This window comes from uncultured Anaerococcus sp., assembly GCF_963512375.1.
Taxonomy (GTDB): Bacteria; Bacillota; Clostridia; order Tissierellales; family Peptoniphilaceae; genus Anaerococcus.
Window position 1 is genome coordinate 22206 of sequence record NZ_CAUPMI010000016.1, and the last position, 24933, is coordinate 47138.

Below are 24933 nucleotides of genomic sequence, written 5' to 3' on the forward strand. Positions count from 1 at the left end.
AATTTAAGGAGATAATATGACTAAAAAAGTAGTAATAGCAAGTGCAGCAAGAACACCAGTAGGCGCATACGGCGGAGCTTTCAAAACAGTAACAGCTAGAGAATTAGGTGCAGTAGCAGCTAAAGCAGCAATCGAAAGAGCTGGAATTAAACCAGAAGATATAGACGAATCAATCCTTGGTTGTGTACTTCAAGCAGGTAACGGTCAAAATATAGCTCGTCAAATAGCACTAGATGCAGGTATTCCAATAGAAAAACCAGCAATGACATTAAATATCGTTTGTGGTTCAGGTCTAAGATCAGTATCATTAGCAGCTCAAATGATTCTTGCAGGTGACTGCGATGTAGTACTAGCAGGTGGTACAGAATCAATGTCTAACGCTCCATACCTATTAACAGATGAAAGATGGGGAGCTAGAATGGGTGATAAAAAAGTTGTCGATGAAATGATCAAAGACGGACTTTGGGATGCATTCAATGACTACCACATGGGAGTTACAGCTGAAAATATAGCTGAAAAATTCGGCCTAACAAGAGAAGAACAAGATGCCCTTGCTGCAGACAGCCAACAAAAAGCTGCAAAAGCTAGAGCTGAAGGTAGATTTAAAGATGAAATCGTACCAGTAGAAGTTAAGGGAAGAAAAGGCAAAGTTACAGTAGTAGATACAGATGAATACATTAAAGAAGGTGTTACAACAGAAAGTATTTCAGGACTAAGACCAGCTTTCATCAAAGATGGTACAGTTACAGCTGCAAACGCCTCAGGAATCAATGATGGTGCTGCTTGCCTAGTAGTAATGAGTGAAGAAAAAGCTAAAGAGCTTGGCGTTAAACCACTTGCTACAATAGTTTCTTATGCTACAGAAGGTGTTGATCCAAAAATCATGGGTACAGGCCCAATCCCAACAGTAAGAAAAGCTCTTGAAAAAGCTAACCTAACTCTAGAAGACATCGACCTAATCGAAGCAAACGAAGCATTCGCAGCTCAAGCTCTTTCAGTAATCAAAGAACTAGGTCTAAACACAGACATAGTAAACGTAAACGGTGGAGCAATCGCAATTGGTCACCCAGTTGGAGCAAGCGGAGCTAGAATCCTTACAACATTACTATATGAAATGCAAAAGAGAGACTCTAAAAAAGGTATCGCAACACTTTGTATAGGTGGCGGTATGGGTACTGCAGTAATAGTAGAAAGATAAGATAGTTTATAAAGTATGCGGATATTCTTGTCTGCATACTTTTTTTGCTATTATTTAAAAAATTAATAGAAAAGATTGATAATTTTTTTCAATTATGGGTATATTATAATTAAGAAAACGATATTACAAAGGAGTTTTATTAATGGACTACAAAAAACTATACAAAGAAAAACTGATTACAGCCAAAGAAGCAGCTGCAATGGTAAAAGATGGTGACTGGATTGAACTAGGTTGGGCAGCCCTTACACCAGTTGACTTTGATAAGGCCCTAGCTGCAAGAGTTGATGAAGTTAAAGATGTTAAGGTAAGAGGAGGTGTTGTTCCTTATATGCCATATGTAGGAGCAGCTGATCCAACAGGTGAACACATAACATATCATTCTTGGCATGCATCTGGTACAGAAAGAAAGCTAATAAATAACAATAAATACGGCGCTTACTTCATGCCAATCAAGTACAGCGAGCTTCCAAGATATCTAGCAGAAAACGCTGACAAAGCTGCAATAAGTGTAATCCAAGTTTCACCAATGGATAAACATGGTAACTTCAACTTTGGTATTTCTGCATCACACGCTATGGCATCATTCCAAAATTCTGACAAGGTTATTCTAGAAATCAATAAAAACGTGCCAAGAGCTCTGGGTGGTTTTGAAAACTTTATAAATATCAAAGACGTAGACTATGTATTTGAATCAAGCAACTATCCAATGCTAACCCTTCCAAGTGCGAAATTTGGTGAAGAAGAACTTAAGGCTGCTAAATATGTAGTAGACACACTTCGTGATGGCGATACAATTCAACTAGGTATAGGTGGGCTTCCAAATGCTATCGGTTCACAAATAGCAAAATCTGACCTAAAAGACCTAGGTGTTCACTCAGAAATGTATGTAGATGCCTTTAGAGAAATGGCCCTAGCTGGTAGGATTACAGGTATGAAGAAAAACATAGACATAGGTCGTCAAACTTATGCCTTTGCAGCAGGTAGCCAAGAACTATACGATTATATCGATGATAATGAAGAATTAATGGCAGCACCAGTAGACTATGTAAATGATGTTGGAGTAGTAGCATCTCTTGATAACTTCGTATCAATCAATACAGTCCTACAAGTAGACCTTTGGGGACAAATCTCAGCTGAATCTGTAGGAACAAAACATATTTCAGGAGCAGGTGGAGCCCTAGACTTCGTACTTGGTGCATATAGATCAAAGGGTGGTAGATCAATAATCTCACTAATCTCTTCAAGAGTAAATAAAGAAGGTAAGAGAATTTCAAACATCGTTCCAACCTTTGCACCAGGAACTCAAGCAACAGCAGTAAGATCTAATACCCACTATATAGCTACAGAACAAGGTATAGTAAACTTTAAGGGTCTCACAACCTGGCAAGCAGCAGAAGCTTTAGTAAGCCTAGCTCATCCAGATAATAGAGACGAATTAATAAAACAAGCAGAAGAATTAGGAATTTGGAGAAATACCAACAAGAGAATCTAAGATTTAAAAAATGCCCTAGCATTGATTATTCAATGCAGGGCAATTTTTTTACTTATCTTATAGGCTTTCTTCCTCATAAATTGACTTATAAAGAGCCTTAAGAGCCTTATCCTCGTCATCCTCATCTACAAAGATGAAAAGAGAATTATTGCTGGCTCCTTGGATAATATATTCTATATTAATATCAATATCATCAAGGACCTTACAAAAGATGTAAAGAGCCTTAGTCATCTTATCCTTAAGACCTTCGCCTACAATTGCAATGGCCTTCAGCCTATCATTAAGGTCTAAATCAACAAGGTTAAAAGATGAATTAATGGCGTTAACGATAGAAAGTTTTCTTGATTTATCCTTGATATAAGAGCTTCTTACAAGAATAGAAACTGAATCTATAGATGTAGGGATGTGCTCGACAGCTATATGCATATATTGGAAAATATCGAGGACGTTTTTGACATAGCCGATTTTTCTATTCATCATATATTCAGTAAGGGTAAAGGAAGTAAAGGCTCCCACGTCAGAAATACCTATGATTGGATTAGTGGAAGTATCTTCCCTGCTCCTAGAAATAATTGTGCCGCCTTCATCAGGATTATTTGTGTTTTTTACGTGAATTTCAATATTTGTATCAAGAAGGGGCTGGACAGCATCCTCCTGGAAAATCTCAAAACCATTGTAGGATAATTCCCTCATTTCCGCATAGGAAATATTTTTGATAGGGGCAGGATTATGAAACATATTCGGATTTGCTGAATATATATAGGTCATATCTGTATAATTTTCATAAATATCGCAAGAAAGACCCCTAGCAACCATAGAGCCAGTTATATCTGATCCACCCCTTGAAAATGTAAGCCTATAGCCATCTTCGTTAAAGCCGAAAAATCCAGGTATAACCAAAATTTCTTCGCAATCTTCATATTTTTTGATCAAATCATAGGAAATATCTAAAATTTTGGCATCATTTAATGAGTATTCAAGCCTAATTCCTAAATCTTTTGGGGATATGTATTTGGCATCAAGGCCGACGTTTTTTAGGTGGGCTGCAATAAGCCTTGCATTAAAATCTTCTCCAGCAGATTTGATAGCATTTTCAAGATAAAAGTCATCATCTATATCCTTTAAAAATCCAATAAGAATTTCCTTAAAGGAATCAACAAGGCCAAGGTCAAGGCCAAGGTCTTTTGCTATATCCTCATATCTTAAGATAATTTGATCTAAGCTATTGATATAGGAAGGGCTATCTTGCTTATAGTCCTTATAAAGATTTATCAAAAGGTCTGTCACCTTTATATCTGCCTTAAATCTTTTGCCCGGAGCAGATACGACGATGGCCCTTATGTCCTTATCATTTTTTACAATATTTGTTAATTTTTTTATTTGATTGGCGTTAGCTACAGAGCTTCCACCAAATTTAGCTGTTTTTTTCATATCATTTTCTCCTATTGTATTAAAGTGTACCACATTTTGTATTAAAATTAAAGTCTTCGTATAAAAATAATTTAAAACTTGACAAAATACAAGATAACTGATAGACTATGTAATAAATACAGATTTAGTTAAGGGGTCGCGGTTGCAAAGATTAGGGAAACCGAAAGGTGTAACCGCCGAAATACATGGTATTGGTCATATGTCAAATAGGTATATGACTGTCAAAAAGATTCGCCAGATCTTTTTGGAGTACTTGCTAAGTCAGGCGAAAGGAAGATCATGAGCCTTTTGCTTGTGGTCTTTTTCTTTTTAGGCTAAGTATTAAGTCATGATTTAGGAGGAAAAATGTTAGAAAAAAACTATGAATATATAGACAATATTCTCCATATTGGTGGGGTTTCGACTTTAAAATTAGTAGAGGAATATGGAACACCCCTTTATGTATATGATCAAAAATTAATAAAGGATACGGCAGCTTGCTTCTTAGAAAATTTTAAGTCAGATACCCTTAGAACCGAGGTGATTTATGCATCAAAGGCTCTTTCCAATCTCTATATCCTTGGCCTACTAGCCCAAAAAGGAACTTTTGTAGATGCGGTCTCAATGGGGGAAATATTTCTAGCCTTGAAAGCAGGTTTTAATCCTGAAAAAATTCATTTTCATGGTAATAACAAAACAAAAGAAGAACTTGCCTATGCTATAGATAATAATATTGGCCTGATAATAATAGATAATTACGACGAATTTAAATTAATAGAAGATTTGCTTTTAAATTCTGATAAAAAAATCGACTGCCTACTTAGGATTAATCCTGATGTGAAGACATCAACTCATAAATATATCCAAACATCAAATGCTGATTCAAAATTTGGAATAAACATAAGAGATGAAAAATTAAAGGATATAATAAAAGAGATGGCAAATTCAAAGGCCATCAAGCTTCTTGGTTTTCACGCCCATATAGGTAGCCAGGTCAATGAGCTTGGATTTTTCAAGGAAGAAGCAGATATCTTGCTTAGATTTACCAAGGAAATGGAAGAGGACCTAGCTTATAAGTTTAAGGCCATAAACTTCGGTGGTGGCTTTGGAGTTAGGCAAAATAAAGAAGATCCATCCTATGATTTGGGAGCCTTCCTCAAAGAATTTATAGGCTACATAGAAAAATCTATAAAAGATTATGATTTATCAATAGAGACTGTAGGCATAGAGCCTGGAAGGTCTATGGTAAATCAAGCAGGAACCACTCTTTATAGGGTAGGATCTGTAAAACATACACTAGAAGGCTTGCCTCTAGTTTTTATTGATGGGGGCATGAGTGATAATATCAGGCCCAGCCTTTATGGGGCCAAATACGACGCTCTTCTGGCCAATAGGGCCAAAGGGGAAGCTTATCAGACCTACAGGGTGGCAGGTAAGCTTTGTGAGTCAGGTGATATATTGATAGATGAGGCAAGGCTAGATAAGCCGCAAAAAGGCGATATCCTTGCTATAGAAAATACCGGGGCCTACTCGCTTGCCATGTCTTCATCTTATAATAAGCAGCTAAAACCTGCTGTAGTATTTGTGGAAGATGGCAAGGCAAGTCTTGCTGTAAGAAGAGAAGTTTTAGAAGATTTAATTGTAAATGATTTAGAATATGTATAAGAATAAGGAGAATATAATGAGAAAAGTAAATGTAGCTGTAGTTGGTGCAAGTGGCTTAGTTGGCAGAAAGATAAGGGAAATTCTTGAAGAAAGAAATTTCCCAGTAGAAAAACTCTTTGCCTTTGCTTCAAAAAAATCAGCAGGAACAAAGATTGCCTACGCAGGAAAAGAAGTAATAATTGAGGAGCTTAAAGAAGATTCTTTTGATAATAGGGGTATTGATATAGCCTTATTTGCAGCAGGCGGATCAGTTTCTGAAAAATACATACCACTTGCCATAAAAAATAAGATAAAGGTCGTAGATAACTCTTCATTTTTTAGGATGGATAAAAATGTTCCTCTAGTAATTCCAGAGGTAAACCCAGATGATATCAAGAAAGATGATATGCTAATAGCAAATCCAAACTGCTCTACAATCCAATCAGTCCTTGCTATTTCAAAGATCCACCAAGGCTTTGGGATTGAAAGGATAATCTATAACACCTACCAAGCTGTATCTGGTGGTGGAGAAAGGGCTCTTGAAGATCTATATGAAAAGAAAAATGACCACTGGAAATACAAAATCTATGACAATGTCCTTCCTCAAATCGATGTTTTTTTAGATAATGGCTATACCAAAGAAGAGATGAAGATGATTGATGAAACAAAGAAAATCCTAGACGATCAGGATTTAAAAATCACAGCTACAGCCATAAGGGTCCCTGTAAGCAATTCTCACGGCGTGTCAATCAATCTTAAACTTAAAAAAGACTTCACTCTTGATGAGATTAGACAGACAATAAAAGAGACACCAGGAGTAATTCTAGAAGATGACATTAAAGAAGAAATTTACCCAATGCCAGCCTTTGTTTCAGGTAAGGACGAAGTTTTTGTAGGTAGAATTAGGAAGGATAATTCTTGTGAGAATTCTCTAAATCTATGGACAGTTGCCGATAATATCCGAAAGGGAGCTGCCCTAAATGCAATAGAGATAGCTGAACTTTTAGTGGAGGATATGTGATGATCTTTAAAGGCTCTGCAGTAGCAGTAATAACGCCATTTGATGAAAAATTAGATGTAGACTATAAGGCCTACGATAAAATTTTAGACTTTCATCTAGAAAATTCTACCGATGCCCTAGTTGTGTGCGGAACTACTGGTGAAGCCACAACTATGACAGAAGATGAGAAGATAAAATTAATTAAATATACAGTAGAAAAAATCGGTGGAAGGCTACCGATAATTGCAGGAACAGGTTCAAATGACACCTACTCTGCGGCAGCCTTTAGCAAAAAGGTCAGCCAAATAGAAGGTGTGGATGGCTTGCTAGTTGTGACTCCTTACTATAACAAAGCTACAAAAGAAGGTCTATACGAGCACTTCGCCTATATTGCGGAAAATTCATCTAAGCCAATTATTTTATACAATGTTCCATCTAGGACAAATGTAAATATCGACCTAGATATGACCCTAAGGCTAGCACAAATTGAAAATATAGTTGGAATAAAGGATGCTACAGGAGACTTATCCTATACAGCACAGCTTTTAGCCCAAAAGCCAAAAGACTTTGCGGTCTATTCAGGAAATGATGATTTGACCTTACCAATGCTTGCCCTTGGCATAGATGGGTCTATATCAGTACTTGCAAATATCTTGCCAAAAGAAAACCATAAAATTTACGAACTTTTTAAGGCTGGTCAAACAGATAAGGCAGCTAGCCTTCACTTAAAATACATAGATCTAATAAAAGATTTATTTATAGAAGTAAATCCGGTTCCAGTCAAGGCAGCGGCAGCAATGATAGGCCTTTGCAAAAATACTCTAAGACTACCTTTAACACCTGCAAATACCAACACAGAAGCGATTTTAAAAGAAAAATTAAAGGAGTTTGGCCTATGTTAAAAATTTTATTAGTCGGAGCTAAGGGAGCCATGGGAAGGACCCTGGCAGAAGTAGTAAGAGAAAATGAAAATTATAAGATTATTGCTGGTATAGATAAGGCAAGTGATGGAAGCTTCGAATTTCCAATCTACGATAACTTTTCAAAGCTAGAAGAAAAGGCGGATGTCATAATAGATTTTTCAAACAGGGCTCTACTTGACCATATAATTTCCTATGCAAGCTCTAGGGAAATTCCAGTGATTTTTGCAACAACAGGTTATACAGAAGAGGACTTGGCTAAAATAAATAAGCTAGCTGATAAGATAGCCTTCATGCAAGAGGGAAATTATTCGCTTGGCATAAATATTATGCTAGAGGTAGCAAGGCTTCTAGCCAAGGGCTTAAGTGACTTTGATATAGAAATAGTAGAAAGCCACCACAACAAGAAAAAAGACAACCCATCGGGTACAGCAAATATGATCTTTGATGCGGTAAATTCTGCTAGAGATAATAAGCTTAATAAGGTCATGAGAGCTATGACCCATGATGATGAGAGAATGGCAACAGATGTTGGTATTTCTTCAATCAGGGCCGGATCAATTGTTGGAGAGCACAGACTAATATTTGCCGGAGTCGATGAGGTCTTAGAAATAAAGCACCAGGCAGGGTCTAAAAAAATCTTTGCTGTAGGGGCCCTCAAGGCAGCAAGTTTTATAGTAGGCAAGAAGCCAGGAAGATATAATTTTAAAGATGTAATAAGAGGTATGGATGATTAGGATAGGAATAGTTGGTTACGGAAATTTAGGAAAATCAGTAGAAAAGGCAATAAAAAATAGCCCTGACATGGAACTTATAAAGATATTTTCAAGGAGAAACTTAAATCATGACTTGTACGAATCTTTTGATAATATTTTAGCCTATAAGGATGAAATTGACCTTTTAATCCTTTGTGGGTCATCTGATAAGGACATCATGGCCCAAGGACCTAAGCTTTTAGAAAATTTCAACACCTTAGATTCTTTTGATAACCACGCAAAGATTAAAGAATATTATCATATGATGGATGAAATAGGAAAAAAAGCTGACAAGCTTGCCTTAATCTCAACAGGTTGGGACCCAGGCTTATTTTCCCTCCAAAGGCTAATAGGTCAGGCAATCCTCCCACAAGGAGCGACCTACACTTTTTGGGGCAAGGGCGTAAGCCAAGGCCATTCAGCAGCTGTAAGAGCAATTGATGGGGTTCTAGATGCCACCCAATACACCATACCAAGGGATGAAGTCCTAGAAAGAGTTAGGGCGGGGGAAGAAATCGAATTTGACCCTCACAAGGCACACTTAAGAGAAGTTTTTGTAGTTGCTGAAGAAGATGCCGACAAGGGAAAAATTGAAGAGGCCATAAAGACCATGCCAGATTATTTTGTAGGCTATGAAACCATAGTCCGCTTTATAAGCCAAGAAGAATTAAACAAAAATCACAAGGAAATGGTCCACGGTGGTTATGTATTTAGAAATGGAATGGCTTCAGGTTCTACTAGGTCTGTAATAGAATTTAGCCTTGACTTAAAAAGCAATCCAGACTTCACTGCAGCATGCGATATAGCCTATGCCAGAGCAGCCTATGCCCTAAAAAAAGAAGGTAAAAAAGGTGCTATCACCGTATTAGATGTAGCACCAAAATATTTATCCTTCAAGTCTTATGAAGATTTGATAGATTCTATTTAAGATTTCTTGGAGTCTTTAAATTATTTGCCAAATCATGAATTGGCAAAAGATATTTAAAGGCTCCTGGATTTTTTTCTTTAATAAATGAGATTAGGTCAAGCATCCAAACCACTACATATTTGCTTAGGTAAAAGGCCTGGATACCATTGGCAAGGATTGACCTCCTGCCATTTATGACTATATCATCCCTTATTTCTTTAAAATAAGCGAGAAGGTCTGCTCTATTATCATCATTTATAATAAGTTCATTGATTAGGCAGGCAAGGCTTGGTAGATATTTCTCATCAAGGTCGTTGAAGGAAAAATAAATAAGCCCACCCTCAGATAAGTAAATATCATCCTGAGACCTATCAACACTGAAATATTGGTCCTTATCAAAATTTGTGAAAAAATGTGGATATAGGCCAAATTCATAGGAAGAATTTTCTATAGACTTCTTTAAAAACTCTAGCTCATAAGCCCCGTTGTCAAAAGAAGCGATGAAAATTGGAGAAAGAATGGCAAGGAGCCTTAATTTTTCATTATTTTCATCATTTGAAAAAGAAATTCTAAAGCCAGCTGGCCTTTGACTTTTATTCTCATTTGTCTCTAAGAAATTAAGAGAATAAGCAGGGAGAAATTCAAATCTTTCGATCCTTTCTCCTGTAATTTTTTCTAAGAACATTGGATTAAATCGGCATATTTGCCAGAGCTTGCCTTTATTAAATCATCTGGTCTTATCTTAAGGCTGTGACCAACCTTGCCTGCAGATACCTTAATAAATTCAAGGTCTTTTGCTTTTTTGTCTATAAAGACTGGGAAATTCTTCTTAAGGGCAAGGGGGGTAGTGGCTCCTCTTTCGTAGCCTACAGTATTTTTTAAATCCTTAAGATGAAGCATAGATAGGGATTTGACCCCTATTTCCTTAGCAGCCTTCTTAAAGTCGATTTCATCGCCGCCATTTATGACTAGGATATAGATATCGCCATTCTTAGACTCGCAGGCTAGGGTCTTAAAGACTGTTGCTATGTCCGATCCGTTTTCTGATGCTAAATCAGTTGCAGAGATAAATTCGTGGTCTAATTCATAGTCTATATGTTCATATGGTATTTTTTTCTTATCTAAAAATCTCATTGCATTAGTTTTAATTTCTTTTTTGATAATAATCACCTCAGAAGAATTATACTTTAAATAAAATAAAAATGGGTATAAATTTCTATATGAAGGAGTTAAGATGAGCGAAAAAGTTTATGCAAATTATATATATGATTCCTGCTATAGCTTGGAATATGGGGATTTGCTCCTAGTCTTTGACTATGCAAGAGGCATTCTCGATATACCGGAATCAAAACACAGCTTATTTTTTGTAACAGAAAACGATGAGAAAGCTTATACAACAGAGATTTTTAACTTGGAAAAGCTTAAGTCGATTGACTACATAATAAACGAATCTGTTAGGGATTTAGAATTTCAAGATAATGTAATCTACCTAAATAAGGATGAGCTTGGTATGAAAGAGCTTAAGGACTTATACAATAGACAAGAGGTAAAATTAGTCAAAGAAGGAGATTTTTTAAATTTTAAACTTGGAGATAAAAATTTTAAGGTCAAATGCTTTAGCCTTGATAGATCAAGCCTTGCCTACCTAATAAGAATTGACTCTTTGGTAATATTTTATGGGGGTCATATAAATTTTGATACCATAGATGATGAGGCCTATCTTGACCTATTAGATTATTTGGAAGAAGAAAAAATTGATATAATCTTCTTGCCAATTTACCCCCTAGATGAAAAATCTCTAGCTTATTTGGATAGCCTAGTGAAAGTATCCGAAAGCCAGATATTTTTCCCGACAAATATTGGTGGAAGGGAAGAAATCAGCAAGGAATTTAAAGATAAATATAAAAATAAGGCCTTAAACATAAGACAGATAAAAAAGTTAAATGAAGAAATAGAAATAGAAGTTGACTGATTTAGTTTTAAAAGCTTGGTGAAGTATAATAAGGAAGAATGAGATGGAAAAAATAAGAAGATTAGCAAGTATGGAGCTTCCTAATTGGGATGAAATTCCAAGCTATGGCCTCTACAAAGGAGAGCTTCTCGACTATTTGAAAGAAGTTCTAAGCCCCTTATACGTAGTAGATAAAAATGTAATTACACCATCTATGATAAATAATTATGTTAAATTAGAATATATAGAAAAACCTGACAATAAAAAATACATGAGATCGACTATTGCACAGCTTATAGTTATAACGATTTTTAAGCAGGTAATCAGTATTGAGGATATAGTAAAGGGAATTGAGATAGAAATTGAAAATTTTGCCTTTAAAGAGTCCTATCAAGACTTTGTAGGCATATTTACCTGTGCTAAAAAAGATTTTCTAAATACAAATAATAACTTAAATATAAAGGTAAATTTCAAAGAACACCGTGACAAGGTTTGGTATTACCTTGCAAGCTCCTTATTTACAAAACTTTATACAAAAATAATCATAGATGAGAGCGAGGAGAAATGATGGAAAAAATTGCAATATTGGTAGACTCAGCAGGAGATTTGCCTTTAGAATTAATAGAAAAAGAAGGCTTTTACCTTTTGCCCTTGTATATAAACTTGGAAGGCGAGTTTTTAAGAGATAGATTAGATATAAGCCCAGATGAATTTTATGATTGGGTGAGGTCTAAAGAAAGCTTGCCTAAAACATCCATGCCATCACCTGGAGATATTTATGCACTTTTGGAGAAAATAAGAGATGATGGTTATGATAAACTTATAGCTATAAGTATAGGAAGTAAGTATTCAGGTACTTTTAATGCCATAAATCTTGCAGAAGTCGAAGGTCTTGATATCTTTGCCCTAAACACTGGCAACCTAACCTTAGCAGAAGGCCTATTTGCTGTTTATGCCAAAAAATTAATAGATGATGGAAAAATATTTGTAGAAATCAAAGAGGCCTTGGCTTCTAAAATTTATGACTCTAAGGTATTTTTCACTATAGAATCCTTTAAATATATAGTAGCAGGCGGCAGGGTTCCAAAATCATTTGCAAAGATTGGAGATGCCTTATCAGTAAAGCCAATAGTAAAAACTAGCCAACCAGAAGGAGGCTTTGAGATAGTAAAAATCGTTAGGGGAGAGAAAAAGGTCTTTAGGCAATTAGAAAAAATCGCCGACCAGTACCTAACAAATGCCAAAGACTACTATATGTTCATAGCCCACGGAGGCTATGAAGAAGGATTAGTAAAGCTTAGGGACTTGCTTAAGGATTATATAGATAGGGCAAGCCTTTATATAGAAGAACAAATCTCTCCTACTCTTGGTGCAAATACAGGACCAGGCCTATTTGGCTTTGGATTTTTTATTCTAGATTAGGAAAGTTAATAAATAACAATCATCCCATATTTAGAAAGCCTTAAGATTACTATAAATTTCTAGGGCTTTATCAAAATTATGGGGTGATTTTTTATTTTAGAACTTTGACTAATCTAGTATTAAAAACTAGCTAAGACCTTGATAGCTTAATGAATCACTAAGAATATGCATAATAATGAATGAGAATATTTGCCTTTTTTCATATATTATAAGATAATAGTTATTAAAGATATATTCTAAATTATTAAAAATACAAAAGAGGGTCTAAATGAAAAAAACCGTTTTAGAAGACATAATAACAATGGCAAATATCAATTTTTATACCAAAATCTATTCGGGTTTTGAAAAAAGAGAAGCCACCCTTACCTATACAGAGTCAATGGTAGTAAATATAATCGACTCACTAGAAAGACCTACAGTCAATGAGCTTGTCAGGATCCTAGGAATCTCGCAGCCAAATATTTCCTACAAAATCAACACCCTAGTAGCAAAGGGCTATGTAGAAAAAGTCCAGTCAAAGGAAGATGGTAGGGAATTTATCTTAAAATTGACAGATAGGTTTAAGGCCTACAAGAAAATTGCTTTTTCTAGTATAAGCCAAGTTATAGATAGGCTTGAAGAAAAGCTAAGCCAGGAAGAGATGGATCATATATACCACTCACTTGACCTAATCAAGGAAGAGATGAAAAATATAAATAATTAAAATAGGGGATCATAATGGAAAAAATTGCAATACTTACAGATTCTACATCGGACTTGATTGATAAATATAAAAACATGGACAATATCTTCGTCTTGCCCCTTTATGTAAATATAGATGGGTCTTATTTAAAAGATGGGATAGAAATAACAAGTGATGAAGTGGTTGAATTTAATAAGAAGAATCCAGATAATTTAGCAAAATCAAGTGCTCCATCACCAGGAGATTGTGCCCACATTATAGAAGAGATAAGAGCGAAAGGCTATAAAAAGATAATAATAATTTCTTTATCATCAAAGTTATCTACCACACATAATGTATTTAACCACGTCCTAGATGATGATATGTATCTTTTAGATTCTAGGAGCGCATCCTTAATGGAATCACTTTTAGTAAATTATGTGGATGATCTAATAAAGGAAGGCTTATCCTTTAAAGAAATTTGTACTAGGCTAAATCAGATTAGAGATGAAAAAGCAGCCTATGTTTGGGTAGATAGCTTAGAAAATCTAGTGAAGGGCGGAAGGATATCAGCTCCACTTGGCAAGGCAGTTAAATTTTTAAATATCAAACCTATGTTAAAGGTAGCAAATGAGGGAAAAGTTGGCTTAGTCAAACTGAGGGTAAAGGAAGATAAGGCAATTGACCAAGCCATAAAAAAAGTAAAGGCTGACCTAGAAGGAGCTAAAGAATATTATCTAGGCCTTGGTTTTGGTGGAGATAAGAGTCTTTTTGAAAAGATTGAAGATAAGGCAAGTGATTTAATTAATAAGGCTAAGGCTTACCATCATAATACCTTTGGATCAGTATTAAGGGTCTACTCGGGAGAAAAGGCCTTTGGCTTATTTTATATAAGAATCAAATAAATTTGACAAAGGAATGATAAAGTAGTATTATCATATACGTAAACAAGAAAGAAGTACCCAAACTCACCTACCGACTTTGTTTGTAGGTTAATAGATTTATTATTAGAATTTATGCGGGTACTTTGTGCCCGCTTTTTTTATACAATACATTGGAGGTATAACTATAAAAGATTTAAGAATCAATGATGAAATTAGAGCTAGTCAAGTAAGACTAATCGATGATCAAGGAAACCAAATAGGAATAGTTTCTCTCAGAGATGCTCAAGCTATGGCAGATGAAAAGAGACTTGACCTAGTACTAATGAGTCCAAACGCAAAACCACCTGTAACAAGGATAATGGACTATGGTAAGTTCAAATATGATCAAGAGAAGAAAGATAAAGAGAATAGAAAAAAACAAAAAAATGCTCAACTTAAAGAGACAAGATTCTCTTTAAATATCGAGGATAACGACTTGCAAACTAAGGCAAATCAGACAAAAAAATTCTTAAACAACGGGGATAAAGTAAAAGTTTCTATTAGATTCCGTGGTAGGGAATTAGGCAGGAAAGAACCTGGCTATGAACTTATGGAAAAGTTTAATGGTATGCTAGATGGTTGCGGCAAGATTGACAAGAAGCCTAAGATGGAAGGCAGATCACTTGTTATGTTTCTAGAACCAAATGATGAAAAAGGAGATAATAATGGCAAATAAGATGAAAACAAAAAGAGCAGCTGCTAAAAGATTTAAAGTAACAGGCTCTGGCAAAGTTATGAGAAGAAAGGCTTACAAAGGCCACTTAACAGCAAAAAAATCACCAAATAGAAAAAGAAGACTAAGAAAAGGTACACTAGTTTCAGCTTCTGAAGCTAAGAATGTAAAAAGATTAATCGGTGCATAGGAGGATATAGATGGCAAGAGTTAAAAGAGCAGTAAATGCAAAGAAAAGACATAAAAAAGTATTAAAACAAGCAAAGGGTTATTACGGTTCCAAAAGCCTTCTATTCAAGACAGCTAACCAAGCTGTAATGAAATCTCTATCATATGCATACATTGGTAGAAAACACAGAAAAAGAGACTTCAGAAAACTTTGGATCGCAAGAATCAACGCAGCAGCAAGAATCAATGGCACAAGCTATTCAAAACTTATGGGCAACCTTAAAAAAGCAAACATTGACATCAACAGAAAGATGCTTGCTGAAATGGCAGTAAATGCTCCAGAAGAATTTACAAAATTAGTAGAGCTAGCTAACAAAGAAGCTTAATGATAATAAAGTCGGTATCAAATCAAAACTACAAGCTTATAAACAAGCTTAAGAATAAAAAATATCGAGAAAAAGAAAATTTATTTATAATAGAATCTAGGAAATTAGTAGATGAGGCAATAAGCTCATCTGCTAATATAGATTTTATTTTTTTAAGAAGTGATGTATCTTATGAGACGAAATTCGAAAGTCTTGTATTTGATAAGGCACTTTTTAATAAATTAACCATGCTTAAATCTTCTGATGGCATAGGGGCAGTCGTAAGAAAGCCTGTGCCAAAAAAGATATCAAGCAAGAAGGTTCTACTTTTAGACTCTATCAACGACCCAGGCAATATCGGCACCATGATAAGAAGTTCAGAAGCCTTTGGCTTTAATGATATAATCCTAAGTCCTGATTGTGTTGATATCTACAATGAAAAAGCCCTCAGGGCATCCATGGGATCAGTCTTTAGGCTAAATATAGTAAAGCTTACTTATGATGAAATAGCAAGCTTTAAGGATAGCTATAAATTCTTGGCGGCAGATATGGCAGGCCTTGATATAAGAGAATATAAAAGTGATTCTAATATAATCCTTGCTATAGGCAATGAAGCAAATGGCCTAGGTGATGAGATTAGAAGCCTAACAGATACTTTTGTAAAAATCCCGATGGAAGGATCTATAGAATCTTTGAATGCAGCCATTGCTGCTAGTATAATAATGAATAGACTAATGTAATGATTCGGAAAGACTTTAATTATTCTTATACAGCAAAAAAGGGATGTTGAGAGCCTTTTAAGTCACGATTAGGGTATTCACCGATGAACATCAAGATGAAATAATAGTAGTTGCGACGTAGACTTATCGTTAAAGTTAAGAGTGGATTTTTTTATAAAAATCAATTAAGGTGGTACCGCAGTATATATCTGTCCTTTGCAGGGCGGATTTTTTTATTTGGAGGAAAAATGGAAGCAAATTTAAAACAAGTTCTAGAAAATGCCAAGGTCGAAGTAGAAAAGGCATTAGATCTAGAAAGACTTGAAAGTCTAAGAGTAAAATACCTTGGTAAAAAGGGAACAATAACAGATCTTAAAAAATCTATAGCAAAATTACCAAATGAGGAAAAACCTCAAGCTGGTAAATTAATCAACCAAGCCAGCAAGGAAATAGAAAATCTTTTGGCAGAGGCTAATGAAAAGATTAAAAATGAATTATTAAAAGAAAAAATTAAAGAAGAAAAAATAGATGTAACAGCTCATTTTGATAAGTATGAGTCAGGACATTTAGCAGTTATAAACCAAACTATGGAAGAGCTTGAAACAATCTTCCAAAATATGGGTTTTGATGTGGTAGGGGGACCTGAGGTTGATACAGTCAAATTTGTATTTGATGACCTAAACAGCCCTAAAAACCACCCAGCAAGGTCTACATCTGATACCTTCTATATTGATGATGAAATTTTACTTCGTCCTCACACTTCATCTATGCAAATTAGGGTTATGAATGAAGGAAAATTGCCAATCAAGATGGTATCAGCAGGTAGGGTTTTCAGAAATGACGAAGTTGATGCAACCCACTCACCAATGTTTCACCAATTAGAGTGCCTAGTTGTGGATGAAAATGTATCAATGGCAAATCTTAAGGCGACTCTTGAGACCTTTATTAAGGAAATGTTTGGGGATGAAATGAAGCTAAGATATAGGCCTCACCACTTCCCTTTCACAGAACCATCACTTGAGGTAGATGTAACTTGTCCAGCCTGCATGGGTAAGGGCTGTCCTGCTTGTGGTAATACCGGTTGGTCAATGGAATTATTAGGCGGCGGCATGGTTCATCCAAATGTTCTAGAGGCTTGCGGCATTGATAGCGAAAAATACACAGGTTTCGCCTTCGGTCTAGGCGTGGACAGGATTGCCATGGTCAAATACGGCCTAGATGACATCAGACTTTTATATGACAACGACAAGAGATTTATAGAACAGTTTTAGGAGGAAGAATGTTAGTACCTTTAATTTGGCAAAAAGAATATATAGATATAGATAAAGATTTAAAAATAATTACAGACAGGCTTTCTGAAACTGGTTCTCACGTAGAAGAAGTAACAATCCATACATCAGACCTTAAAGGCATCGTGGTAGGCCATGTTATCGAACAAAAAGACCACCCAGATGCTGATAGGCTCAGGGTTTTAACCATAGATGTTGGGAAAGATTCTCCAATTACAATTATAACCAATGCAAAAAACACAAAAGTAGGCGACTACCTACCGGTAATCACATCTGGCACAAAGATGGATAATGGAGTGGTAATCGAAGACCACGACTTTTTCGGTATCGTATCCCAAGGTATGCTTACAGCCTATTCAGAGCTTGGCTATGATGATTCTGTAATTCCTAAAGAATTAAGAGAAGGGGTAATTGTATTAGCAGGAGAATTTAAACCAGGCACACCAGCTGCAGAAGTTCTATATTCAAATACTCCTGTTATAGAATATGAAATAACCCCAAACAGGTCTGACTGCCTATCAATCATGGGGATGGCAAGAGAAACAGCAGCAAGCTTTGGCGAAAAAATCACCTATCCTAGCTTAGAATATAAAGACAATGGCGAGGATGTAAAATCTTATGCAAATGGAATTAGTATAGAAAGTGAATCTTGCCTAAGATATACAGCCAGAGTTGTAAAAAATGTAAAGATAGGAAAATCTCCTCAATGGCTACAAAATTGTTTGATGCTTGCAGGAGTTCGACCTATAAATAATATAGTAGATATAACAAACTTCGTCATGCTAGAAACTGGTCAACCACTCCATGCCTATGACCTTGATAAGCTAGCTGATAAGAAAATTATAGTTAGAGATGCAAAAGAAGGCGAAATAATCAAGACCCTTGATGATACAGAAAGAAAACTTGATCCTTCAATGCTTGTTATCGCTGATGGCAAAGAAGCTATCGGTATAGCTGGTATAATGGGAGGTTTTGATTCTGAAATAACAGATGAAACCACAAATATCCTCCTAGAAGCTGCAAGCTTTGATGCGGACAATATCAGGGACACTTCTAAGAAACTCAACCTAAGAAGTGAGGCAAGCTCAAGATTTGAAAAGGGAGTTGCCATTGAAATGGCAGATATAGCCTCTAAAAGAGTTATGAAACTCATAGAAGATCTAAAAATAGGAGAAATTGTTGGGTCTTCTTATGATGAGGGCGAGAAAGAAACCAATAATCCTGTCGTTAAGCTTAGAATATCAAGACTTAATATGCTAACAGGGGTAGACTTTACTAAGGAAGAAGCAATCAGAAACCTAGAGCTATTGGAATTTGAAGTTAAAGATATTGACGAAGATACTCTTGAAGCTAAGGCTCCATACTTTAGAAATGATATAATAATAGAAGCTGACCTAATCGAAGAAGTTGTAAGACTTTATGGCATGGGCAAGATTGAATCTAAGCCACTAGTTTCATCCCTTAAAAAGGGTGAAAGATCTCCACTAAGACTTCTAAGGGATGATTTAAAACACAAACTTGTCGGCCAAAAATTCTCAGAACTAGCAACCTATTCTTTTATCTCACCAAGAGAATACGACAGACTAGGTATTGCCAAAGATTCAAAACTTAGAGATTACATCAGCCTAATAAATCCACTTGGTGAAGACTTCTCTGTAATGAGGACAACTCAAATTGCCAATATGCTTGATGTAATTGCTAAAAATATCAAGTACGGCCAAAAAGACATGAAATTTTTCGAACTTGATAGGACTTTTGAGAAAACAATCGATAAACTTCCAAAAGAAAACCTAACCCTAACCATGGGCCTATATGGCGATTATTCCTTCTATGATATGAAAGATTTCTTCACAGAAGCCATGAGAAATACAGGTTTTGCTGGTTTTGAATATGTGGCAAATGAAGATACCTACGCCTTCCACCAAGGAAGATGTGCAGATATATTATTTGCTGGCAAAAAAATAGGTATCATGGGTGAGATTTCTTATGAAGTAAGAGATGAGTATAATATAAGCAAAGGGGCTATTGTTTTAGAGATAAACCTAGACCTCATAAAAGATTCTAGGGTCGTGAATAAAAAATACAAGCCAATCGCAAAATTCCCAGCCATTGAAAGAGACTATTCATTTGTAACAGATAAAAATCTAGAAAGCAAGATAATTGAAGACACAATGAATGATCACGGCAAGGGTTTGATTGCAAAAATCGAATTATTTGATATCTACACAGGCAAGGGCGTGGATGATGATAAAAAATCAGTATCCTACAGGGTTTGGTACAGGTCAAATGATAGAACCCTACAAGAAAAAGATATCAAAGATGTAGAAGAAAATATCTTAAAAGACCTTGCTGATAAAGATATAGTACTAAGAGCATAGGAGATAAGTGTGAGCGAAATAAGACTTGAAGTTAAAATCGATGGAGTAAAATATCCGCTTGTTACTAAAGAATCAAAAGAAAATATTGAAAATATAGCAGCTTATGTGGACAAAAAAATTCAGGACGTCAAGTCTGATAGGCTCACTTTTGATAGGCAGTTGGTCCTAGCCTGCCTAAATATTGCGGATGAATATATGAAAGATAAGGAATCTTTCAAAAAATTCTACGAAGAACACAAAGAAGCAATTAACGAATACCCAGCCTTAAAAGAAGACCATGACAATTTTAAAAATGAATATGGTTCTTATAAGGAAAAGTATGAGATGGCAGAGGTAGAAAATACCGAACTTAAGGCTCTTTTACAAGATAAGGATAAGGAAATCCTAGAGCTTAGCAAGGAAGAGACAGATTCTAAAAAGCTTAGGGATAAGATGAAGGCCTTGCAAAAACAAATCATGGACTTGATAAAGGAAAATGAACTATTGAAGGGAAAACTTTGATGAAAAAAGCAGAAATCTTAGCACCAGTCGGTAATATAGATATGCTTTATGCAGGCCTTGCAGCAGGGGCAGATAGTTTCTATCTGGCCCTTGATGACTTTGGAGCAAGAGCCTATGCCAAAAATTTCAGCCTGGATAATATAGAAGAGATAATCGACTATATACATTTATTTGACAGGAAGGTCTTCGTGACCATGAACACCCTTATCAAAGATTCTGAGATGGATAAGGCTCTTTACTATGCACAAAAATTATATGAATACGGCGTAGATGGGCTTTTGATCCAAGACATTGGCTTTTATTCAATTATAAAAGACAGGGTCCCAGGCCTTGACCTACACGCCTCAACCCAGATGGCAGTTAGGGATTATCACGGGGCCAAGGCCCTTATGGATATGGGTTTTAAGAGAATTGTTATAGCTCGTGAGACTCCCATAGAAGAAATTAGAAAAATAGCCAAACTTCCTTGTGAAAAGGAAGTTTTTGTCCATGGATCCCTTTGTGTATCCTACTCTGGAGAATGCTTGATGAGCTCATATTTTGGAGAGAGATCAGCCAACAGGGGTAGGTGCGCAGGACCATGTAGGTTAAAATATGACCTAATATCTGATGGCAAGGTCTTAGCAAATGATTATTTTCTAAATATGAAAGACTTAAATGTCCTTGATAATATAGACGAACTTATGGACCTATCCATAGATTGTCTAAAAATTGAAGGCAGGATGAAGTCACCTGAATATGTCTACACAAGTGTGAGGGCCTATAAGGAAAAAATAAAAAATGCATCTTATGATAAGGAAAAGCTAAGAGATGTTTCTAATAGGGGCTATACCAAGGGCTTCATCTTTGGTCAAAAATCTGCTTATATCTTAAGAGAAGCCGATAATAAACACAGGTCTGTGGGAAGGGTTGAAATTTACCAAAATAAAAAATCCTTCCTAGCAAAATCTGATCTTCATAAGGGCGATAACCTAGAAGTAGAGACAGAAAGAGGTAAGAAGCTTCCTCTTACAATCACAGAAGAGATAAAAAAAGGTGAGAGATATATACTAGATAAGTATAGGGATGCCAAAGTTGGATCAGATATCCTCATGCTAAATGCAGAAACAATCAAGGATGATTTGGAAAAGGGGCTTGAAAGATATAAAAATCTGGGCCTTGACCTATATTTTAAGGCAAGATTAAATGAAAAAGCTTGCCTAAAATTAACCTATAAAGATTACCAGGTAGAAGTTTTTTCAGAAGAGTCTATCGAGCCTAGCCAAAAAATAGCCATAGATGAGTCTTCAATAAGAGAAAATCTGGATAGGTTTAAGGATGAAATCTTTAAGGCAAATACCATAAATATTGAAATAGACGATAATATCTTTATCAGGAAAAAGACAATCAATAAGCTTAGAAGAGATGCCATAAGTGCCTTAAGTCATAAGATTGCGGGAGTCTATAAGAGAGAAAAGATAGAAATTAAAAAGCCAACTCTTAAAAATCTTTCAAATCAAAAAGCAGAAAAAAATCTAGAATTAATGACAAATGACATAAGCCCAGACCTAATAAAGGGCTTTGACAATCTTTATATAAAAGAATACGACCCAAAATATAAGGATTTTTCTCTCTATTTAAATTTAGATTCCCACTGGGATTATGAGATAAATGACCTTATTTCCTATATAAAGACAAATTCCATAAGAGGGGTGATTTTTAATTCTTATAGGGATTTTGATTTTATAGAAAGATTTGAAAAGGAAGATATTAAGATAAGGATAGGCAGATATTTAAATGTCCTTAATTCTTACGCCTTTGACTTTTACTCAGGTTTTGCAGAAAAAATTGAATCATCTGTTGAAAATCAACTAGAAATTATAAATAAAAATGCCAAAGCCTATGACATTGAGGCCTTGGTCTTTGGTAGGATTGAGCTGATGAATATGGTCCATTGTCCATTTTCAGTAATAAAAAAATGCGGCTTAAGGGGCTGTGAAAGCTGTAAGTTTAGTAAAGGAGAGATGAAATCTGCTAATAATGATAGGATGCTTACCCTAAGGTGTGATGGCCTTACAAAAATCTATCCTTACAGGCTAGCTAGCTTTGATGAATCCTTACTTGACCCTAATTTATCAAGGCTTGTGTCAGCCTTTTCAGATGAGGACCTTTTAGCCTACCAGAATAAAATTAAGACAGATAAGTTAAATTACGAAAGAGGAGTTATTTAGTGCAGAAAAAAAGTTTAGAAGTATTAGAATACCCAAAAATTTTAGAAAGACTTGCAAAAATGGCTCGTTCTTCTATTACAAAAGATAAAATATTAAAACTAATGCCATCTACAGATATAGATTATTTGAAAGATGAGCTTGAAAAAACTGCTGCCATGGCCAAGATTATTTCAAGAAATGGCAATATAGATATATTCGGTCTTTATGATTTTACAGAAATAATTGGCTATGTAAGGCGAAATGGTATCCTTGAGCCGGCTGATTTGCTTAAGGTATTAAGTCTTTTAAGAGTTAGTGAATACCTCAAAGACTATGGAAAAAACATCGAAGATACCTATCTTTTAGATATCTTTGACAGGATATCAACCAACGAATTTCTAAAAGATGAAATAGATAGGTCTATTATTAATGAAGAAGAAATTGCAGACAATGCCTCAAGAGAGCTTTTAAATATCAGAAGGTCTAAGGCTAGGAAAGAATCTGAAATCAAGAACAAACTCAATTCCTATGTCACATCTCCTCGATATGAAGATGCCCTTCAAGATAAGGTGGTATCAGTAAGGGATGGTAGGTATGTAGTTCCAATTAAGACCAACAAGAGGGCGGTCATAAATGGTATTGTCCACGATAAGTCAGCTTCTGGCAACACTCTTTTCATAGAGCCTGCTGCCATTGTCGAGCTTAACAATCAATATAAGGACCTAGAGCTTAAGGAAGAGGCTGAAATCAGGAGAATCCTTGACAGGCTATCAAGATTTACAGAAAAATTTGACCAAGAAATCCTAGAAAATCAAAAGCTTATAGGAAGGATTGACTTTCTTCAAGCCAAGGCCAAGTTTGGTCTAGAAAATGATTATTCAATACCAAGCTTAAATGACCAAAAAATTATAAATATAAAAGAAGCTCGCCATCCACTTCTTCCAGGTCGTGTTGTTCCGATAGATGTGGCGATAGGCGGGGACTACACAACCCTTATCATAACAGGACCAAACACAGGTGGTAAGACAGTAAGTTTAAAAACTGTAGGCCTAATAAGCCTCATGGCCCAGACAGGACTCTTTATACCTGCCGAGGAAGGGTCCATGCTAAATGTCTTTGACGATATCTTCCTAGATATAGGAGATAAGCAGTCGATAGAGATGAGTTTGTCAACATTTTCAGCGTCTCTTACCAACATTGTAGATATATTAAACAAGGTAACTTCTAATTCCTTGGTTTTATTAGATGAGATTGGTTCAGGAACAGATCCTATAGAAGGGGCTGCCCTTGCAATTTCAATCCTTTCTCATTTAACAGAAAATGAGGTCATGACATTTGCCACAACCCACTACAGCGAGCTTAAATACTATGCCATGGAAAATGACAGGGTAATGAATGCTTCTGTAGAATTTGATGTAGAAACCCTATCGCCTACCTACAAACTAGAGATAGGTACACCTGGAAAATCAAATGCCTTTGAGATTTCAAAACGACTTGGCCTTTCAGAAAAGATCTTAACCAAGGCCAAATCTTTAATCGGGAAAGATACTCAAAACATAAATAAGATCCTAGAAGAAATCGAAGATGACAAGGCAGAGATAGAGGCTAAGAATAGGCAGATAGAAAATTATAGGAGAGAAATCCAATCTATAAAAGATAAGCTAAGAAATAAGTCAAAAGAGCTTGATAAGCAAAAAGAAGAAATTATCAAAAAGGCAGAAGAAAAAGCTAACCAAATCTTGGATAAGGCCAATAAAGAAAGCCAGGCTATGCTTAAAGAAGCCAAGAGGAGCAAAAATGCCAATACATCTGACATCGACAGGTCCCTAAATAAGATTAGAAATAAATACAAGGATTCCTATATAGAAAACGAGTCAGAGGGTCTAAGGCTTAAGAAATCTAAGGACATACCAGATGAGCTTAAGGAAGGCGATATGGTTATAGTCGAAGGTCTTGGCCAAGAAGCCCAGGTAATCGAGGCACCTGATAGCAAGGGTAATATCAAGCTTCAGATGGGAATCCTAAAGATGGACTCTAACATCAAAAACGTTAGAAAGATCAAGAAGGATAAGCAAACTGAGAAAAACATCGAAAAAGTGTATAGTGTTAAAAAAGCCATGCACATATCAGCTACTCTTGATTTAAGGGGTCAAAGATATGATGAGGCCATGAGAAATGTAGATAAGTACCTTGACGATGCTATGCTTGCAGGCCTATCCCAAGCTAAGATAATCCACGGCAAGGGAACAGGTGCCCTTATTAAGGGAGTGAGCGAGATTTTAAAAACTGACAAGAGAGTTGCTTCTTACAGGTTCGGAGATGACAAAGAAGGCGGTTATGGAGTAACCATAGTCAAGTTTTCCTAGGA

At 35.7% G+C, this 24933-nt stretch carries 24 protein-coding genes and 1 riboswitch; of the genes, 21 read left to right on the forward strand and 3 right to left on the reverse strand.

The genetic code is table 11. From position 1 onward, the window contains the following. Positions 1–16 precede the first annotated feature (16 nt). Together RRB46_RS07605 and RRB46_RS07610 are read left to right on the forward strand one after the other, a co-directional pair. Positions 17–1198, forward strand: a complete 1182-nt coding sequence (locus RRB46_RS07605; protein WP_296129554.1) for an acetyl-CoA C-acetyltransferase — start codon at positions 17–19, stop codon at positions 1196–1198. A 142-nt stretch (positions 1199–1340) separates the two neighbouring features. Then, a complete protein-coding gene (locus RRB46_RS07610; protein ID WP_311538072.1) occupies positions 1341–2690 on the forward strand; it encodes an acetyl-CoA hydrolase/transferase C-terminal domain-containing protein in 1350 nt (449 codons plus the stop codon). A 57-nt stretch (positions 2691–2747) separates the two neighbouring features. Here RRB46_RS07610 and RRB46_RS07615 read toward each other — a convergent pair whose 3' ends face one another. Further along, the gene (locus RRB46_RS07615; RefSeq protein WP_311538073.1) at positions 2748–4121 is read right to left on the reverse strand and encodes an aspartate kinase; all 1374 of its coding nucleotides are present in this window, start codon (positions 4119–4121) and stop codon (positions 2748–2750) included. Between the two features lie 122 nt (positions 4122–4243). Beyond that, positions 4244–4384: riboswitch (Lysine riboswitch) on the forward strand. 82 nt (positions 4385–4466) lie between these two features. On the opposite strand from RRB46_RS07615, the gene lysA reads away from it, so the two are divergent. The 5 genes from lysA to RRB46_RS07640 are packed head-to-tail and all read left to right on the forward strand — an operon-like array spanning position 4467 to position 9347. Beyond that, on the forward strand, positions 4467–5765 hold the full coding sequence (gene lysA / locus RRB46_RS07620; RefSeq protein WP_311538074.1) for a diaminopimelate decarboxylase: 1299 nt from the start codon (positions 4467–4469) through the stop codon (positions 5763–5765). A gap of 16 nt (positions 5766–5781) precedes the next feature. Then, entirely contained in the window at positions 5782–6765 is a 984-nt protein-coding gene (locus RRB46_RS07625) for an aspartate-semialdehyde dehydrogenase (protein WP_311538075.1), read from the forward strand. After that, entirely contained in the window at positions 6765–7646 is an 882-nt protein-coding gene (dapA, locus tag RRB46_RS07630) for a 4-hydroxy-tetrahydrodipicolinate synthase (protein ID WP_311538094.1), read from the forward strand. Before RRB46_RS07625 ends, dapA begins: the two co-directional genes overlap by 1 nt. Continuing rightward, positions 7640–8401: a 4-hydroxy-tetrahydrodipicolinate reductase gene (dapB, locus tag RRB46_RS07635; protein WP_311538076.1), complete on the forward strand. Its 762-nt coding sequence runs from the start codon at positions 7640–7642 to the stop codon at positions 8399–8401. The genes dapA and dapB overlap by 7 nt, the downstream gene beginning before the upstream one ends. Then, a complete protein-coding gene (locus RRB46_RS07640) occupies positions 8394–9347 on the forward strand; it encodes a diaminopimelate dehydrogenase (RefSeq protein ID WP_311538077.1) in 954 nt (317 codons plus the stop codon). The genes dapB and RRB46_RS07640 overlap by 8 nt, the downstream gene beginning before the upstream one ends. On the opposite strand, the gene RRB46_RS07645 is transcribed toward RRB46_RS07640, so the two are convergent. Both RRB46_RS07645 and RRB46_RS07650 read right to left on the reverse strand, forming a co-directional pair. Continuing rightward, complete coding sequence (locus RRB46_RS07645) at positions 9340–10011, reverse strand: hypothetical protein (RefSeq protein ID WP_311538078.1); 672 nt, start codon at positions 10009–10011, stop codon at positions 9340–9342. The genes RRB46_RS07640 and RRB46_RS07645 overlap by 8 nt on opposite strands. Continuing rightward, positions 10002–10460 carry an aminoacyl-tRNA deacylase gene (locus RRB46_RS07650; protein ID WP_311538079.1) on the reverse strand — a complete coding sequence of 153 codons (459 nt, stop codon included), beginning with the start codon at positions 10458–10460 and terminating at the stop codon, positions 10002–10004. The genes RRB46_RS07645 and RRB46_RS07650 overlap by 10 nt, the downstream gene beginning before the upstream one ends. A 100-nt stretch (positions 10461–10560) precedes the next feature. On the opposite strand from RRB46_RS07650, the gene RRB46_RS07655 reads away from it, so the two are divergent. From RRB46_RS07655 to RRB46_RS07720, 14 genes are all read left to right on the forward strand, one after another. After that, complete coding sequence (locus RRB46_RS07655; protein WP_311538080.1) at positions 10561–11298, forward strand: hypothetical protein; 738 nt, start codon at positions 10561–10563, stop codon at positions 11296–11298. Between the two features lie 43 nt (positions 11299–11341). After that, complete coding sequence (locus RRB46_RS07660; protein ID WP_297688116.1) at positions 11342–11845, forward strand: DUF1836 domain-containing protein; 504 nt, start codon at positions 11342–11344, stop codon at positions 11843–11845. Further along, the gene (locus RRB46_RS07665; RefSeq protein ID WP_311538081.1) at positions 11845–12699 is read left to right on the forward strand and encodes a DegV family protein; all 855 of its coding nucleotides are present in this window, start codon (positions 11845–11847) and stop codon (positions 12697–12699) included. Before RRB46_RS07660 ends, RRB46_RS07665 begins: the two co-directional genes overlap by 1 nt. A gap of 268 nt (positions 12700–12967) precedes the next feature. Next, entirely contained in the window at positions 12968–13402 is a 435-nt protein-coding gene (locus RRB46_RS07670; RefSeq protein ID WP_311538082.1) for a MarR family transcriptional regulator, read from the forward strand. Positions 13403–13416: 14 nt separating this feature from the next. Then, positions 13417–14265 (forward strand): DegV family protein, encoded by an 849-nt coding sequence (locus RRB46_RS07675; protein ID WP_311538083.1) that lies wholly within the window; start codon positions 13417–13419, stop codon positions 14263–14265. Positions 14266–14389: 124 nt separating this feature from the next. Next, entirely contained in the window at positions 14390–14959 is a 570-nt protein-coding gene (infC, locus tag RRB46_RS07680) for a translation initiation factor IF-3 (protein WP_296129597.1), read from the forward strand. Further along, positions 14949–15146, forward strand: coding sequence for a 50S ribosomal protein L35 (rpmI, locus tag RRB46_RS07685; protein ID WP_106460767.1), 198 nt, complete (start codon positions 14949–14951; stop codon positions 15144–15146). The genes infC and rpmI overlap by 11 nt, the downstream gene beginning before the upstream one ends. 10 nt (positions 15147–15156) lie before the next feature. Beyond that, complete coding sequence (gene rplT, locus RRB46_RS07690; RefSeq protein WP_265214372.1) at positions 15157–15510, forward strand: 50S ribosomal protein L20; 354 nt, start codon at positions 15157–15159, stop codon at positions 15508–15510. Continuing rightward, a complete protein-coding gene (locus tag RRB46_RS07695; protein ID WP_311538084.1) occupies positions 15510–16229 on the forward strand; it encodes an RNA methyltransferase in 720 nt (239 codons plus the stop codon). Before rplT ends, RRB46_RS07695 begins: the two co-directional genes overlap by 1 nt. A gap of 227 nt (positions 16230–16456) precedes the next feature. Next, the gene (gene pheS / locus RRB46_RS07700) at positions 16457–17479 is read left to right on the forward strand and encodes a phenylalanine--tRNA ligase subunit alpha (protein WP_311538085.1); all 1023 of its coding nucleotides are present in this window, start codon (positions 16457–16459) and stop codon (positions 17477–17479) included. A gap of 8 nt (positions 17480–17487) precedes the next feature. Further along, on the forward strand, positions 17488–19875 hold the full coding sequence (gene pheT / locus RRB46_RS07705; protein ID WP_311538086.1) for a phenylalanine--tRNA ligase subunit beta: 2388 nt from the start codon (positions 17488–17490) through the stop codon (positions 19873–19875). A 9-nt stretch (positions 19876–19884) separates the two neighbouring features. Next, on the forward strand, positions 19885–20376 hold the full coding sequence (locus RRB46_RS07710) for a cell division protein ZapA (RefSeq protein ID WP_311538087.1): 492 nt from the start codon (positions 19885–19887) through the stop codon (positions 20374–20376). Further along, complete coding sequence (locus RRB46_RS07715; RefSeq protein WP_311538088.1) at positions 20376–22586, forward strand: U32 family peptidase; 2211 nt, start codon at positions 20376–20378, stop codon at positions 22584–22586. The genes RRB46_RS07710 and RRB46_RS07715 overlap by 1 nt, the downstream gene beginning before the upstream one ends. Next, entirely contained in the window at positions 22586–24931 is a 2346-nt protein-coding gene (locus tag RRB46_RS07720; protein ID WP_311538089.1) for an endonuclease MutS2, read from the forward strand. Before RRB46_RS07715 ends, RRB46_RS07720 begins: the two co-directional genes overlap by 1 nt. Positions 24932–24933: the final 2 nt, after the last annotated feature.